Origin of the sequence: Streptomyces sp. CA-250714 (assembly GCF_050936705.1) — a bacterium.
Classification (GTDB): Bacteria; Actinomycetota; Actinomycetes; order Streptomycetales; family Streptomycetaceae; genus Streptomyces.
The window spans coordinates 3,663,073-3,678,153 of record NZ_JBNJMI010000001.1; the positions used below are offsets into that span (position 1 = coordinate 3,663,073).

Annotated in this window: 11 protein-coding genes, 1 pseudogene and 1 riboswitch; of the genes and pseudogenes, 9 read left to right on the forward strand and 3 right to left on the reverse strand. The window is 70.5% G+C overall.

What is annotated here, in order from left to right:
- Nucleotides 1-31: 31 nt before the first annotated feature.
- Both ACQEU8_RS16270 and ACQEU8_RS16275 read left to right on the forward strand, forming a co-directional pair.
- Nucleotides 32-370 carry a hypothetical protein gene (locus ACQEU8_RS16270; protein ID WP_433101185.1) on the forward strand — a complete coding sequence of 113 codons (339 nt, stop codon included), beginning with the start codon at nt 32-34 and terminating at the stop codon, nt 368-370.
- Nucleotides 371-435: 65 nt separating this feature from the next.
- Nucleotides 436-660 (forward strand): annotated as a pseudogene (locus ACQEU8_RS16275) (LuxR C-terminal-related transcriptional regulator); the annotation flags it as partial.
- Nucleotides 661-671: 11 nt separating this feature from the next.
- On the opposite strand, the gene ACQEU8_RS16280 reads toward ACQEU8_RS16275, so the two are convergent.
- Nucleotides 672-2,747 carry a UvrD-helicase domain-containing protein gene (locus ACQEU8_RS16280; RefSeq protein WP_433101187.1) on the reverse strand — a complete coding sequence of 692 codons (2,076 nt, stop codon included), beginning with the start codon at nt 2,745-2,747 and terminating at the stop codon, nt 672-674.
- Between the two features lie 104 nt (nt 2,748-2,851).
- Here ACQEU8_RS16280 and ACQEU8_RS16285 point away from each other — a divergent pair, with 104 nt between their 5' ends.
- Nucleotides 2,852-3,502: a histone deacetylase gene (locus ACQEU8_RS16285; RefSeq protein ID WP_433101189.1), complete on the forward strand. Its 651-nt coding sequence runs from the start codon at nt 2,852-2,854 to the stop codon at nt 3,500-3,502.
- Between the two features lie 104 nt (nt 3,503-3,606).
- On the opposite strand, the gene ACQEU8_RS16290 is transcribed toward ACQEU8_RS16285, so the two are convergent.
- Together ACQEU8_RS16290 and cobN are read right to left on the reverse strand one after the other, a co-directional pair.
- Nucleotides 3,607-4,515 (reverse strand): glycoside hydrolase family 16 protein, encoded by a 909-nt coding sequence (locus ACQEU8_RS16290; protein WP_433101191.1) that lies wholly within the window; start codon nt 4,513-4,515, stop codon nt 3,607-3,609.
- A gap of 138 nt (nt 4,516-4,653) precedes the next feature.
- The gene (gene cobN, locus ACQEU8_RS16295) at nt 4,654-8,409 is read right to left on the reverse strand and encodes a cobaltochelatase subunit CobN (protein WP_433101193.1); all 3,756 of its coding nucleotides are present in this window, start codon (nt 8,407-8,409) and stop codon (nt 4,654-4,656) included.
- A 55-nt stretch (nt 8,410-8,464) separates the two neighbouring features.
- Nucleotides 8,465-8,561, reverse strand: a riboswitch (cobalamin riboswitch).
- 281 nt (nt 8,562-8,842) lie between these two features.
- On the opposite strand from cobN, the gene ACQEU8_RS16300 reads away from it, so the two are divergent.
- The 6 genes from ACQEU8_RS16300 to cobG all read left to right on the forward strand — a co-directional run bounded on the left by ACQEU8_RS16300 (nt 8,843) and on the right by cobG (nt 15,071).
- Nucleotides 8,843-10,072, forward strand: a complete 1,230-nt coding sequence (locus tag ACQEU8_RS16300; RefSeq protein ID WP_433101195.1) for a helix-turn-helix domain-containing protein — start codon at nt 8,843-8,845, stop codon at nt 10,070-10,072.
- Nucleotides 10,073-10,128: 56 nt separating this feature from the next.
- On the forward strand, nt 10,129-10,569 hold the full coding sequence (locus tag ACQEU8_RS16305) for a hypothetical protein (protein ID WP_433101197.1): 441 nt from the start codon (nt 10,129-10,131) through the stop codon (nt 10,567-10,569).
- Between the two features lie 683 nt (nt 10,570-11,252).
- Nucleotides 11,253-12,362: a radical SAM protein gene (locus ACQEU8_RS16310; protein ID WP_433101199.1), complete on the forward strand. Its 1,110-nt coding sequence runs from the start codon at nt 11,253-11,255 to the stop codon at nt 12,360-12,362.
- A gap of 5 nt (nt 12,363-12,367) precedes the next feature.
- Nucleotides 12,368-12,505, forward strand: a complete 138-nt coding sequence (locus ACQEU8_RS16315; RefSeq protein ID WP_433101201.1) for a hypothetical protein — start codon at nt 12,368-12,370, stop codon at nt 12,503-12,505.
- Nucleotides 12,506-12,581: 76 nt separating this feature from the next.
- Nucleotides 12,582-13,385: an aminoglycoside phosphotransferase gene (locus ACQEU8_RS16320; RefSeq protein WP_433101203.1), complete on the forward strand. Its 804-nt coding sequence runs from the start codon at nt 12,582-12,584 to the stop codon at nt 13,383-13,385.
- Between the two features lie 75 nt (nt 13,386-13,460).
- Nucleotides 13,461-15,071: a precorrin-3B synthase gene (gene cobG / locus ACQEU8_RS16325; protein WP_433101205.1), complete on the forward strand. Its 1,611-nt coding sequence runs from the start codon at nt 13,461-13,463 to the stop codon at nt 15,069-15,071.
- Nucleotides 15,072-15,081 lie beyond the last annotated feature (10 nt).

Below are 15,081 nucleotides of genomic sequence, written 5' to 3' on the forward strand. Positions count from 1 at the left end.
GGTGATCCCTCGTGGGGTGAATGGTCGGCCTTTGGCCTTTTACACGTTGGATGTCGACGCGGCTCTGGACTATGCGCGGAAGGCCCTGGCGGAGGGGCTGAACGTGGAGATCACTGACCGGGATCTGCGGGACACCAGGACACATCGCAGCTTTCAGAGGTCGCCGATCCTGGTGAAGTACTGGGGAGTTACGGTCACCGAGGGTGCCAGCGTGATGGGGTACCGGTCGGCGTCCGCGCATCAGATCATCGAGGCGGTGGAGACGACGGCGCCGGAGGAGTACGGCGCTGTGCACGCGGATGACCTGGTGGAGTACTGCCGGAAGTATTACAAGGAGATCGACGAGGCGGTCGACGTCGGCGACGGTTGAGTGGCGTCGTCGCGTCGGTTCCGAATCCCGGCCGGTGGCCAGTCGCCTGCGGTGGGTGGGGGGACGGCGCCGCCATCGGCCCCGAGGTGGTCGTCCAGCTGTTCGCTCGTAGGAGGCCGGCCGGGACGGCACCGGTCCGGAACGGCTCAGTTCGCGGGAGCGTGACGTCGTCGGCCTGATGGCCGAGGGGCTCGGCAACGCCGCCATCGCCGAACGGCTCGTCGTCGCGGGAGGTGCCGTCCAAGCTCGACCTGTCCCCCACCGACCAGGTCGACCGCCGCGTCCTCGCCAAGCCCCGACCTCAGCGGTTCACGCTGCCCAGCCAGAGGGTGTCGCGGGCGCGGGTCATGGCGACGAAGAGGCGGCTGCGGGCTAGGGCGTCGTGTTCGTCGGCGGTCTCGAGAGGGGCAGTGGGGCGGGTGAGGGTCGCGTCGTGTTCGGGGAGGAAGACGCGTTTGAATTCGAGGCCCTTGGCGCGGAGGTAGCTGCCGAGTTTGACGGCGTCGACCGGGTGGCCGTCGTACTGCTCCAGCGGGCAGACCGGGATTCCGGCGCGTTCGAGGAGTTGCTGGTAGTGGCCGATGGCGCGGTGGGAGGGGCAGAGGACCGCGGCGTCGGCACGGGATTCGGGGGGCAGCGCGCGCAGGGCCTCCAGGAGGGCGTGGTCGTGTTCGGCTGGGGTCGGTTTCGTTACCCGGATCACCTGGCCGTCGTGGTACGTCAGGTCGACATCGCGGCGGCCCGGGGTGCGCAGTCCGTCGATGTCCTCGAAGGTGTCCTCGGCGACGACCGCGAGCGCTGCCTCCAGGATCTGCTTGCTGTTGCGGTAGTTGGTGCGCAGCACCTGGCCGCGGTCGCCGCGGATGTCGATGCCGGCGTCGGTGAGCCGGAATCCGCCCGGGTAGACGGCCTGTTGGCCGTCGCCGACCAGCAGCAGCCCGTTGGGGCCGTCGCCGACGAGGGTGTGCAGCAGCCGTATGCCGACCAGCGTCAGGTCCTGGACCTCGTCCACGACCACGGCCGCGTACGGGTGCTGCCCGGTACGGCGGCGGGCTTCCGCCAGGGCGAGACTGAGCACGTCGTTGAAGTCGTGCACGCCGCGGACGGCGCGGAGCGACTCATACGTCTCGTACAGCTGCCATACGGCCTGCCGGTGTGTCCGGCGCAGGGCGGTGCGGCGCCGTCGGCGGGGCACGGTGGCGTACTCCTCGAAGGTGGTGAGGCCGCGGCCCTTGATGACGTGGTCGATCTCCTCGCGCCAGTAGCGCGGAGCCGGGTCGATCTCGGCCAGGCAACTGTCGCGGCCGACCCGCTTCCAGGCGAGGTTGAAGGCGGTGAGGGCCTTGTCCCCGTGCAGCCGGACGGGGACGCCGCACTCGTGCAGGAACTCCTGGGCGAAGGAGTGCAGACTGCGGAAGTCGACGCGGTCGGCCACGGCCGGGGACATGGTCCGCAGGAACGTCGACTGCACCCGCGGAAGGTTGTTGGCGAACGTGACGTACAGCACCCGGCCGGTGGTGCGCTGGGCGAGGCGCGCCGTGCGGTGCAGGCCGACGACGGTTTTGCCGGTGCCGGCCGGACCGCTGATCCGGGCCGGGCCCGCCCAGTTGCGGCGCACCAGGCCGACCTGGTCGGGGTCGAGGAACGTCATCCACTGCTCGATCGGGGCGCGCAGTGCTTCTTCGAGCGCGGCCTCGCGGAGTCCGTCGAGGTCGAAGAGGCCGTCGGACGGTGCGTCGGCGACCGGTGCGCGGACGGGCGCGGCGGCAGGCCGGCCCTGCGCGACGGTGGAGCCCTCGTACTCCGGGAAGACCCGGTCCAGATGATCGGCGATGGCGCGTACCGACTCGGGGCGCAATCGGCGGCGTTCGGACAGCAGCACCGGGCCGACCTCGCGCTCCCCCAGCAGCCGGACCCGGCCCAGCGCGGTGTCGAGGCGGTGACCAGCGAAGACCATGAGGGGCTGGACCGCCACCGGGGACATCCCCAGCGACGCGACCGCGCTCTCGGCGGTCTTGGTCACGGCCAGCAGCTTGGCCACATGCTCGTCGCGCGGCTCACCGGCCGCACTGAGCTTGCCGTTGGCCGCCTGGGGCGCGGCACGCCAGTTCTTGACGTCGAGGACGAACACGCCGCCCGGGCCGACCAGCAGCATGTCGACGTTGGCGGCGCGCGTGCCCGGCCATCTGCGGTCGACCAGCAGCCGCCAGCCGCGCATGGTGAGGATCAACAGCTGGGCGGCCACCCGTCGTTCGCCCTCGTCGGCCGCCTCCCAGCGGTATGCCTCCTGCCGGGCCGCCTGCCACTGCTCCCGCAACAGCCGCTCCTGCCGCCGCGCCTCCTGTGCCCGCCGCGACGCCGATCCACCAGCCGCCATCCACTCCCCCTCGTACGCGGAGTGGCGATCATAGAACGGTCAGCGACGATCACGGCAGGGCGCACGGGCAGCGGAAATCGGCACGGGAACGAAAAGGAGCTCCGGTGGGGCAGCAGCGGAGGATCTGGTACGCGGCCTACGGGTCCAATACCGACCGGGAACGGTTGGGCGCGTATATCGGCGGCGGGAGGCCGCGCGGGGCGGAGCGGTGGTATCCGGGGTGCCGGGACCGGCGGATGCCGGTGGAGTCGGTGCCGGTCGAGCTGCCCGGGGCGCTGTACTTCGCGACCAGGTCGCCGGTGTGGGGTGGCGGGAGGGCCTTCTACGACCCGGCGGCCGAGGGGCGCACTCTCGCGGTGGCACATTTGGTGACGCCGGGTCAGTTCTCGGATATCGCGGCGCAGGAGATGTACCGGGAGCCGGGGTCGGATCTGGATCTGTCGGCGGTACTGACGCACGGGCGGGTGTCGCTCGGGGAGGGGCGGTACGAGACGTTGGTGCGCGCCGGGGAGCTGGCGGGGCGTCCGGTGCTGACGTTCACCGCGCCGTGGGGGCTGGGGGACGTGCCGCACGAGGCTCCGGCCGGGGCCTATCTGCGGTATCTGGCGTCCGGGTTGCTGGGCGCCGGTGGCGACGGGAACGGGGTCGGGGTCGGAGGCTGGAGCGCGGAGGTGGTGGCCGCGTATCTCGCCGGGGCGCCGGGGGCGGAGGGGGTCTGGTCGGCGGAGGATGTCCGGGAGTTGATCGGTGCGTAGTCGGCACCCCAGCCGGTGCGTAGTCGCATCCGACTCGGTGCATATTCGGCATCCGACCCGTCGCGTATTCGGCATCCGACCCCTCCGCCACCGGCGCACAGCCGTCAGGGGTTGTACTTGTAGCAGGTCGCCCAGGTGGTTTCGATGGTGGCGTGGGCGCCCGGTTTCGCGTAGGCGCCGGAGAGGGCGGACTCGTTCTGGAGGGCCCAGTCCATGGGGACGGAGGAGATTTCGCGGCTGGCGGTCTTCACCAGCTTGCCGTCCAGGAAGTACTTCACCTTGCCCGGCGTCCACTCGATGGACGTGGTGTGCGGGGTGGTCCAGGAGGCGCCGGTGTCTGCGTTCTCCTCGCTGGGGTGGGTGAAGGCGGAGATGGTGTCGTCGTTGAAGTTGCCGCCGGCCTCGGGGAAGTCCATCTCGTGCTTGCCCTCGAAGAAGAGGTGCGCTGCCTTGAAGCCGGGGTCCATGCGGGTCACCTTGAAGCGTTCGGTGTACTTGCCGTACGCGCGGTCCATGCACTTGCGCGGTACGACGGTGCCCACGTAGTTGTCGTCGCCGGTCGAGGGGCGGTACATGTCGACCTTCATGGTGCCGCTGCCGTCGTAGCCGGAGGGGGAGACGGAGACGGTCTTGTCGGCGCGATACTCACCGCCCATCTTGCGGTCGTTGCCGTTGCTGTGGTTGTTCGGGTGGGCCGTGTCGTACCAACCGGTCGGATACGCCCACCAGTTGGTGCGGTACTCGCCGCTGAGACCGCCGCAGTAGGCGTCGGCGGTGTCGACGTTGTGGTCGCAGTCGGAGAACGAGCCGACCGGCACGGTGTCGCCGTTGAAGTCCTCGGCGAACACCTGCTGGAACTTGCCGCAGTTCCCCGTCGGCATGCTGTTGTCCGTCGTCCGGCATGCGTCCTCCGACGGCGTCTCCCCCGCCGGGGCGGGCCCGGCCACCATCCATATGCATCCGAAGGCAGCCGCCAGCGCGGTGGCGGTCTTAAGCGCCAGATTCCGTTTCATGGCCGGAGAGTATGCCCCTGCCGCCCCTCGCGCGCACGCCTTTCACATCAGTAACTCCCATAAGGCAGCGCTGAGTTGGTGACAACGGCGCTCACAGGAGGACCCAGGGCGGGCCGCTCAAGGCCCGCCCTGCGCACGTCACTCGTCCTGTTCCAGTTCGCCTTCCGTCTCCAGATAGATCTGGCGGAGCGCGTCAAGGGTGGCCGGATCGGGCTTGGACCACATGCCGCGGGACTCCGCCTCCAGCAGGCGCTCGGCGATGCCGTGCAGAGCCCAGGGGTTGGACTCCTGGAGGAAACTGCGGTTGGTCTCATCCAGCACATACGTCTCGGTGAGCTTGTCGTACATCCAGTCGGCCACCACGCCGGTGGTGGCGTCGTAGCCGAAGAGGTAGTCGACGGTGGCGGCGAGTTCGAAGGCGCCCTTGTAGCCGTGGCGGCGCATCGCCTCGATCCACTTGGGGTTGACCACGCGGGCGCGGAAGACGCGGGAGGTCTCCTCCACGAGGGTGCGGGTGCGCACCGTCTCGGGGCGGGTGGAGTCGCCGATGTACGCCTCGGGGGCCGTACCGCGCAGCGCGCGCACGGTGGCGACCATGCCGCCGTGGTACTGGAAGTAGTCGTCCGAGTCCGCGATGTCGTGCTCGCGGGTGTCGGTGTTCTTCGCGGCGACGGCGATGCGCTTGTACGCCGTCTCCATCTCGCCGCGTGCCGGGCGGCCGTCGAGGTCGCGGCCGTAGGCGTAGCCGCCCCAGACGGTGTAGACCTCGGCGAGATCGGCGTCCGTACGCCAGTCGCGGGAGTCGATCAGCTGGAGCAGACCCGCACCGTACGTCCCCGGGCGGGAGCCGAAGATACGGGTGGTGGCCCGCCGTTCGTCGCCGTGTTCGCGCAGGTCCTGCTGGGTGTGGGCGCGCACATGGTTGATCTCGTCCGGCTCCTCCAGGGAAGCGGCCAGCCGCACCGCGTCGTCCAGCAGCGCCACCGCGTGCGGAAACGCGTCGCGGAAGAAGCCGGAGATACGCAGGGTGACGTCGATCCGGGGGCGGCCCAGCTCGTCCGCCGGGATGGGCTCCAGACCCGTCACCCGGCGCGACGCGTCGTCCCACACCGGACGGATGCCCAGCAGCGCGAGGGCCTCGGCGATGTCGTCGCCCGCGGTGCGCATGGCGCTGGTGCCCCACAGGGACAGGCCGACGGAGGTGGGCCATCTGCCGTTGTCCGCGCGGTAGCGCTCCAGGAGGGAGTCGGCGAGGGCCTGGCCGGTCTCCCACGCGAGGCGGGAGGGAACGGCCTTGGGGTCGACGGAGTAGAAGTTGCGGCCCGTCGGCAGGACGTTGACCAGGCCGCGGAGCGGGGATCCCGACGGCCCCGCCGGGACGAAGCCGCCGTTCAGGGCGTGCACGGTGTGGTCGAGTTCGGCGGTGGTGGCCGCCAGCCGGGGGACGACCTCGCGGGCCGCGAAGTCGAGGATGTCGGCGACCTGTTGCGGATGGCCTTCCGCCACGCGGGGCAACGCGCGCGGGTCCCAGTCCGCCGCCTCCATCGCCTCGACCAGCGCGCGGGCCTTCGCCTCCGCCTCGTCGGACGTGGTGCGGGTGGCGGCCGACTCGTCCAGGCCGAGGGCTTCGCGCAGGCCCGGCAGGGTGCTGCGGCCGCCCCAGATCTGGCGGGCGCGCAGGATGGCGAGGACCAGGTTGACGCGGTCCTCACCGGCCGGAGCCGTGCCCAGCACATGCAGGCCGTCCCGGATCTGCGCGTCCTTGACCTCGCACAGCCAGCCGTCGACGTGCAGGAGGAAGTCGTCGAAACCGTCGTCGTCCGGACGCTCCTCCAGGCCGAGGTCGTGGTCGAGCCTCGCCGCCTGGATCAGCGTCCAGATCTGCGCGCGGATCGCCGGCAGCTTGGCCGGGTCCATCGAGCTGATCTGCGCGTACTCGTCCAGGAGTTGTTCGAGCCGCGCGATGTCGCCGTAGGAGTCGGCGCGGGCCATCGGCGGCACCAGGTGATCGACCAGCGTGGCGTGCACCCGGCGCTTGGCCTGGGTGCCCTCGCCCGGGTCGTTGACCAGGAACGGGTAGACGAGCGGCAGATCGCCCAGCGCGGCATCCGGCGCACACGCCGCCGACAACCCGGCGTTCTTGCCGGGCAGCCACTCCAGATTGCCGTGCTTGCCCAGATGGATCATCGCGTCCGCACCGAAGCCGCCGTCCTCGCGGGACGCGGCGATCCAGCGGTACGCCGCCAGGTAGTGGTGCGAGGGCGGCAGATCCGGATCGTGGTAGATGGCGATCGGGTTCTCGCCGAAGCCACGGGGCGGCTGGATGAGGACGAGGAGATTGCCGTACCGCAGCGCCGCCAGGACGATGTCGCCGTCCGGATTGTGCGTACGGTCCACGAACATCTCGCCCGGCGGCGGGCCCCAGTGCTCCTCCACCGCCGCGCGGAGTTCGGCGGGAAGGGTGGCGAACCAGCGGCGGTAGTCGGCCGCCGGGATCCGGACCGGGTTCTTGGCCAGCTGCTCCTCGGTGAGCCAGTTCTGATCGTGGCCGCCGGCGTCGATCAGGGCCCGGATGAGGGCATCGCCGGTGTGCTCGCCGTCCTCCGTCACCAGCCCGGGGATCTCGACGGAACCGAAGTCGTAGCCCTCCGCCCGGAGGCGGTGCAGCAGGGCCACCGCGCTGGCCGGGGTGTCGAGCCCGACCGCGTTGCCGATCCGGGAGTGCTTGGTCGGGTACGCCGACAGTACGAGCGCCAGCCGCTTCTCCGCCGCCGGGATACGGCGCAGCCTGGCATGGCGTACGGCGATGCCCGCGACGCGCGCCGCGCGCTCCGGGTCGGCCACGTAGGACGGCAGGCCGTCGGCGTCGATCTCCTTGAAGGAGAACGGAACGGTGATGAGGCGGCCGTCGAACTCCGGTACGGCGATCTGGCTCGCCGCGTCCAGCGGGGAGACGCCCTCGTCGTTCTGCTCCCAGTCGGAACGGGACGCGGTGAGGCACAGCGCCTGGATGATCGGTACGTCCAGGCCGGTGAGCGCGCCCGCGTCCCACGCCTCGTCGTCACCGCCCGCACCCGCGTCCGCCGGCTTGGCTCCGCCGGCCCCGCCCGCCGCCAGCACCGTGGTCACGATGACGTCGGCAGCGCGGAGTTCCTCGATGAGCTCGGGCTCCGGCGCGCGTAGCGACGCCACGTAGAGGGGCAGTGCCCGGCCGCCCGCCGCCTCGATCGCGTCACAGAGCGCCGCGGCGAATGTGGTGTTGCCGCTCATGTGGTGGGCGCGGTAGTAGAGGACGGCGATTGTGGGGGCGCCTTCCGGCGCGGGAGGCTGCGGTGAGGGCTCGCGGTTCAGGTGGCCCCAGGACGGGGCCGGGGCCGGGGGTTCGAAGCCGTGCCCCGTGAGCAGCACCGTGTCGGAGAGGAAGCGGGCCAGCTGGGCGAGGTTCGCGGGGCCGCCGTGCGCGAGGTAGGCGTGCGCCTCCGCCGCCACGCCGATCGGCACCGTGGACGCCGCCATCAGCTGGGCGTCCGGGGCCTGTTCGCCGGTCAGGACCACGAGTGGGAGGCCGGTCGCGCGGAGCAGTTCGATGCCGGGTTCCCAGGCGCGGATGCCGCCGAGGAGGCGTACGACGACGAGGTCGACGCCCTCGAGGAGGGCGTCGAGTTCTTCGGTGAGGGTGTCCTCGGGGATGCGGCTGGGGTTGGCGTAGCGGTAGGTGATGTTGTTCTGGTCGGGCGTCGGGGTGGGCGCTGGTGCGTTGTTGGGCGGTGCCGCGTTGTTGGGCGGCTCGTTGTTTGCCGCCGCGTTCGTCGCCGTCGCGTTTGCCGCCGTCGCGTTTGCCGCGCGGGCGCTGAGGAGGTCCGTGTCGGAGGTCGACAGGAGGAGGATCAGCATGCTGCGGTAGGCCCTTCCTCGGGGTGTCCGCGCCCCGGGCGGTGTCGGACGGCAGGAGTTCCTGGCTCACCCAGCCGTGGTGGCCGGGCTCACAGTGGCGGGACCGCGCCGGATTCGCACCGGGCTTCCTCCCATGTCGCCGTCGCTGGCGATGAGGGCGGACCGGGTGGTCCGCCCTCAGCCATGTTACGGGCCATCGCTTGCCGCTCCACCGGCTGGGGGATCGGCCCCCGCCGTCCGCCGCTACGCTGGTCGGCCCCGCCGGCGTGCTGGTGTTCCTCCATACGGCCGCACATTGAATCGCCCCCGCCCCGGCAGCGAGCCGGCCGGGGAGCGCTTTCGTCGTTCCCATTCGTTCCTGCCCGAATGCATCCCACACCCCGTGCGCCTGCTCGGTACCGTTCTTGGGGAAGCCCCAACGGATGGAGCCCGGATGTTGGAAGAAGCCGAAGAGATCGGCCGCCGCGCACGCCGCGCACGGCTCCGTCTCGGCATGACGCAAGCCGACCTTGCCGCGAGGCTCGGCAAAACTCAGGGCTGGGTCTCCAAGATGGAGCGCGGGCATATCGAGCTCGACCGCGTTGGCCTGCTCAACATGCTGGCGTCCGAGCTGCATGTGCACCCCAATGACCTGATCGGCCGCCCCTACAACAGCTCGCCCGCAGAGAATCAGTGGCAGGTCGCCGCAGCGTCCATCGTGCGCGAGCTACGCCGGTATGACCTCGTCCCCGTCTTCGATGGCATGCCGCGCCCAGCTTCACAGCTTTGGCAAGAGACAACTCGTCTACATCGCCTGCGCGATGCGGCGGCGAACGTCGCCATCCTGGAAGTTCTTCCCGACCTCATCCGGGAAGCGCGTGCACTCGCCGAGGTCAGCACAGGTCGTGAATGCGAAGAGGCATTTTCCATCTACGCGGTGTGCTGCAAGTTCGCGCATACAGCGGCACACGCGCTCGGGCACCCTGAGCTGATTGCCATGTCGTGCGAGCGGGCGAGCTGGGCGGCGCAGCAGTCCGGGGACCCAGTCATGCCCGCGGTCGCGGACTGGATGCGTGTCTGGGACATGTGGGCTACGGCCGATTGGACCGATTCGCTGTCCCTGGCTGACAAGGCCCTCGCCAGCGTGCAGCAAGAGCACGACCAGGGCGACCCGCTCGCTGTCCGGGCATGGGGGTCCATCCAACTCCGCGCGGCTGTCTCCGCGGCACGGGGCGGACGGCGTGCTGAAGCCGAGGACCGTATCGCACACGCCAAGGCCGCGGCCGAGCGGTTGAAGGGATACGCCGGCCCGCCGGTCTACGACAGGCACAGCCTGACGTTCTCAGCGGGAAACGTGCAGATTCACGCCATCAGTGTGGCTCTGGAGATGGGGGAGCAGCGTAAGGCGCTGAGGATAGACCAGCGCACCAGCCCGGATTTGATCGAGCCACTGCCCAACTCCCGCAAGGGCCACCACCATATGGATCTCGCCCGCGCTTGGCTGTGGGATGGCAACCGAGACAAAGCGCTGCGCGAGCTGGAGACTGCCGAACGTCTCGCGCCGCAGCTGATCAGGAATCATCCGCTCGCCCGGTCAACGTTGCGTAGCATCGTCTACGCCGAGCGAGCGACCACTCGCGAGAAGCTGCGCCGCATGTCCGACCGCTTCCACCTCGACGAATAAGAGTCGTATTCCGCTGGTTCATATTGGCCCCCCGTCGCCGTCCTAGCTTCACCGGCATGGCCGAACGAACCTCGAAGCAACTACCGGCGCGGGGCGGCACGTTGAACGCACACGCCCCCTTTCATCCCAGGCTCGGCGACCTCGTATCCGACCTCGCCAAAGCAGGCCGGATCGGCGTGGTCGTCGACCTTCCGAGCGCAACATCTGCTTCCTACCAACTACGCCCTCCGGGCGGCGGCACGGACTGGCGCGCCAGCTCCGACGGAACCACCCTGCGCCCCGTGCCCGTCCCCATCACCCACGTCACACCAATGAACCGCGATGTGGTGTACGACCACCGGGCGCAGCAGGCGGGGCTACCGGTCACCATCCGCCACGAGGACGGGGGCACCTCCGAGTCCTTACTCGTACTCACCCCCGGGCAAGTCGAGCTGTACCACATCCAGCTCGAACAGCTCATCGAGCGCAGGAAAGCGGCCCGGGAGCTTGAGCGGTGAATCCGGCCGCGCCGACGGCCTCACTGCCGCCGGCAAGCCTCCCGCCTCGGCATCGTCCCGTCGCCTTTCGGTGCGAAGCGGTCGCCCACGATCTGAGCGGCACACGCGAGGTCTTGCTCAGTGTCTACCGAGGTGGTTCGCCACGTCTCGCCACTCGTTGGCTCAAGGCCAGAGCACGACGCCTTGCCGACATACTCGACCCAAGGCCGGACGCCGCTCACCTACTTGACGCCCCCTCGTCACCACCGCGCCGGATGTGCCCCACCCGGATGCCGAGTTACGTGCGTGGGGGAACAGCGAGGGGGAGTACGAGCACGCCATGCGTGCTCTCGGCATGGGGCGGCCCTTCCTGCTCACCGTGAGGGACTACGACGCCAGTTATTCCCTGCGTGTCTTCCCGCTTCCCGATCACCGGCCGTCTCCGCCGCAACCCACGCGTGCAAGTCGCCCGCACCCGTGTGTGGGCGAGCCCAGGAGGCGCGGCCGACACGCCGCGCCGTGACTCCCGCCCGCGCCGGAGAGACGCCCAACCCATCCCCCGCGGAGGTCCCGGCACAGGGCGGGCCGCTCCCGGCCGACGGCTGTTTCCTGACGTACACCGCCGTCAGCCGGGGGCACACCAGCGCACCACCCACGGCGACCGAAGGGTCAGGGGCGCACCACATCAACGAAAGGCAGGGAACATGCACGAGCTGATCGTCGCCCCGTTCCTGACCGACTTTCTCGTCTTACGCCCCGGAAGCACACGCGGCCTCAAGGTCCCCCAGCACCGTTACCTGGAACTCCAGCAGGCCGCCCGCAACCGCGACCCGTTCCCGGCCTGGCTGCACGACCCAGTGCGCGCCCAATGGGGCGTGGACCTCACCGGCCGGAGCGCCAACGACGCCCTACTCGTCCGCGAAGTGTCCGAGTACGGCTACGCGCGCGCTTCCTACGAGATCAATCTCGGCTGCGACTACGACTGTCCGCACTGCTACCTCGGGCAGAAGAAGTTCGAGGGCCTGCCGCTGGAGAAGAAAGCGCACCTGCTCGACATCATGCGGACGGCGGGCGTGGTGTGGCTCCAGATCACCGGGGGCGAGCCGCTGATCGACCGGCACTTCGCCGCTGTGTACGCCCGCGCGCACGAGCTGGGCATGATGGTTGCGATCTCGTCGAACGGCTCGCAGCTCGCGAAGCCGATGCTGCTGGACTGCCTGACGCGTCGGCGCCCTTACCGGATCACCCTCAGCGTCTACGGCGCCACCGCGGACACCTACGACGGGTTCACCCGCAACCGCGGCGCATTCAACCGCTTCGTCCGGGGCCTGGCTGCGGCCCGCGAAGCGGGCTTGCCTGTACGACTGAACATCATCGTCTCGGACACGAACGCACACGAGCTCGACGCGATGAAGGCTCTCGCCGACGCTCACGGCTTCCCGCACCAGGTCTACACGAACATGTCCCCCACCATCGACGGCAGCGGCGAGCCCCTGCCCACACAGGCCGCCGACTACCTGCGCAAGCGAAAGCCGTTCACCGGCTGCAACGCGGGACACACCTTCTTCCACTCCGACCCGTTCGGCCGCGCCTCCATCTGCAAGGTAGGCCGAGACCCGCACGTCGACCTCATGCGCGAAGGAGTCGAAGGGCTGCGCCGCCTCGGCGGCATCGCTGACTCCCTGATGCTTCGCACCGGGGGCTGTGAGGGCTGCTCTCTGTCCGGCACCTGCTGGACATGCCGGCCACTCGCCAAGCTCTATCAGGAGGCGAAGGCACAACGCGAAACCTACTGCCAGCACGGAGGGAGGTGACACCCATGACCGCCGTAGCCGTTGAAATCACGGCCCCGCCCACTGGCGAGGCACCGGCCGACGTGGTCGCCGTCGACGACCTCGACGAAATTGTCGAAACCGTCATGTGCTCATGCAGCGCGGGCGACGACCAACCGTACTGACGCCCCCCGCACCAGCCGCCCCGACTCGCGTAGGGTCGGGGCGGCTCTGCACGCCCGCGCCCAGGAGACCGACCCGATGCCCGTCACCCGCATCTGTTGGGACGACCTTCCGCGCTCTGCCCGACAGGCCGTCGAAGAGTGCACCGGCCCGATGCTCCGCGCCGAGCAGGCAGCAGCGGGCGCGAATTCCGGCATCGCTGTGACCCTGCACACCCCGACCGGCCCCGTCTTCGTCAAAGGCCTGCCCAGCGATCATCCGCAGATCCGCACCCAGCACCGCGAGGCCGCCATCGCCCCGCACCTGCCCGCCGCCTGCCCACGGCTGCTGTGGCACGTGCAGGTCGCCGGATGGGATCTGCTCGGTTACGAACGACTCACCGGCCGCCATGCCGACTACCGCCCCGGTTCGCCCGACCTCGCCCTCGTCGCGCACGCCGTTGACGAGCTGCGCTCGATCACGCTTCCCAGCGGAGTGCCCGTCAAGGACGCAGCGCAGCGCTGGGCGGGATACACCGACGGTGACCCCTCGCCGTTCGCCGGCAGCGCCCTGCTGCATACCGACCTCGCGCCGCACAACGTACTGATCGGGCAGCGAGCGCACCTGATCGACTGGGCGTGGCCGACGGTAGGAGCCGCATGGATCGACCCCGCCGTACTCATCCTGCGACTGATGGAAGCCGGGCACTCCGCGCCGGCCGCGGACACGTGGGCCCGCGAACACCTACCGGCATGGGCTGACGCCCCGCACGGTGCCGCGCTGCGGTTCGGTGAGGCCAACGCGCGAGCCTGGGACGAGATCGCCCGCAATGAGCCCCAGCCCTGGAAGAAACGGATGGCGCGCCATGCGCACGACTGGGTCACTTACTGGCGAGCCGCGTAGCGACACCGCCCCAGGAGGTTCGACGTCGGGGCGGCAACGACGCTGGGGCGGGGAGGCGCGGGGTGGGGGGTCGGTATGCTCGCCGACATGGTCATGCCCTCCCGTTCCTCGCGCTCCGCCGAGGCCGCTGTCGTTGCCGGTGCAACTGGTTGGGCGGCTTCGCGGGAGCGGGACGACGCATGTCCGGGGGCGCTGCGGTTGCATCAGGCCGATGACGGCGGGCTGGCGCGGGTGCGGGTGCCCGGCGGGGTGCTGGGGAGCGGGCAAGCCGCGGCGCTCGGTGCGGCCGCGGTTCAGCTCGGGGACGGTGACCTGCATCTGACCTCACGGGGAAACCTTCAACTCCGCGGACTCGGCGAGGATTCCGGTGCCGAGTTGGCGCGCTTGCTGGACGGCGCGGGGCTGCTCCCCTCCCTCGCGCACGAGCGGGTGCGCAACATCGTCGCCTCGCCACTGTCGGGGCTGGACGGGTGCGGATACCGGGATGTCAGGCCCTGGCTCGCCGAGTTGGACCGGCTGCTGTGCGGGAGCGAAGAGGCGCGCGGGCTGTCGGGGCGCTTTCTGTTCGCGGTGGACGACGGCCGCGGGGACGTGGCCGCGCTCGGCGCGGATGTGACGTTGGTCGCCGTTCGGGAGGGCGGCGCACTGCTGCGCGTAGGGGCGGATCGCGACGCGGGAGCGCTCCGTATCGACAGCGCGTACGCCGCCACTGCCGCCGTGACCGCCGCCGAGGTCTTTCTCGAAACCGCGCGGGAGTGCGGCGTTCGCGCCTGGCGGGTGAGCGAGCTGCCGATGACGGGTGGTGAGTTGGCTCACCGGTTGGAGCACCGGTTGGCTCACCGCTTGCCGCCCCGGTTGGCGCCCCGGTTGGCTCACCGGGTTGCCCAGCTGCCGGGCGACGACGAGCGGCCGACCGACACCGAGCGGCTGGCCGACGCCCAGCGACTCGGCGACGCCGAGCGAATCGTCCCCATTTCACCGGTTCCGGAGCTCGACGACCAGGCGCCCGCGCCCGGTCTCGTCACCTCCCCCACCGGACAGGTCGCGCTCTCCGTACACGCTCCCCTCGGCCGGTTGACCAGCCGCCAATGGGCGCTGCTCGCCCGTACCGCCGAGCGGCACGGCAGCGGCGAGTTGCGGCTGACCCCGTGGCGCGGGGTCGTCGTGCCCGGTCTCGCCCCCGAGCGGGCGCCCGGTGCGCTGGCCGCGCTGGGCGACGCCGGACTGGTGACGGACCCCGCGTCCCCGTGGCGCGGCGTGGGTGCCTGCGCCGGGCGGCCGGGGTGCGCCAAGTCGCTGACGGACGTACGGGACGACGCCGCAGCCGCGTTGGCAAGCAGCCCCCAAGGCGCAGCCGCGTTGACAAACGGCAGCCCCCAAGGCGCAGCCGGGCCAAGCACCCCCCAAGGCGAAGACGGCGCAAAAACACTGCCCGTGTACTGGTCCGGCTGCGAGCGCCGGTGCGGGCATCCGCGCGGAGACCGGGTGGAAGTCGTCGCGGGCCCGGGCGGCTACCAGGTGTCCGTCGTACGGAGCTCGGGCGCGGTGGTCCGCGTGCCCCTCCCCCACCGCTCCGCTCTCACCGCCACCGTCTCGGCAGCCCGCAACAGCGCATCCGGCCCCGGACCCACCCCCACCCCCGCAGCAAGCCCCACCAAAGCCACAGCCACCACGACCGCCCCATGACGATGAGCGA

Coding starts and splice junctions, on each gene's coding strand:
- ACQEU8_RS16280 (WP_433101187.1), bottom strand. CDS start 2,747: ATGGCGGCTGGTGGATCGGCGTCGCGGCGGGCACAGGAGGCGCGGCGG.
- ACQEU8_RS16290 (WP_433101191.1), bottom strand. CDS start 4,515: ATGAAACGGAATCTGGCGCTTAAGACCGCCACCGCGCTGGCGGCTGCC.
- cobN (WP_433101193.1), bottom strand. CDS start 8,409: ATGCTGATCCTCCTCCTGTCGACCTCCGACACGGACCTCCTCAGCGCC.
- ACQEU8_RS16300 (WP_433101195.1), top strand. CDS start 8,843: ATGTTGGAAGAAGCCGAAGAGATCGGCCGCCGCGCACGCCGCGCACGG.
- ACQEU8_RS16305 (WP_433101197.1), top strand. CDS start 10,129: ATGGCCGAACGAACCTCGAAGCAACTACCGGCGCGGGGCGGCACGTTG.
- ACQEU8_RS16310 (WP_433101199.1), top strand. CDS start 11,253: ATGCACGAGCTGATCGTCGCCCCGTTCCTGACCGACTTTCTCGTCTTA.
- ACQEU8_RS16315 (WP_433101201.1), top strand. CDS start 12,368: ATGACCGCCGTAGCCGTTGAAATCACGGCCCCGCCCACTGGCGAGGCA.
- ACQEU8_RS16320 (WP_433101203.1), top strand. CDS start 12,582: ATGCCCGTCACCCGCATCTGTTGGGACGACCTTCCGCGCTCTGCCCGA.
- cobG (WP_433101205.1), top strand. CDS start 13,461: ATGCTCGCCGACATGGTCATGCCCTCCCGTTCCTCGCGCTCCGCCGAG.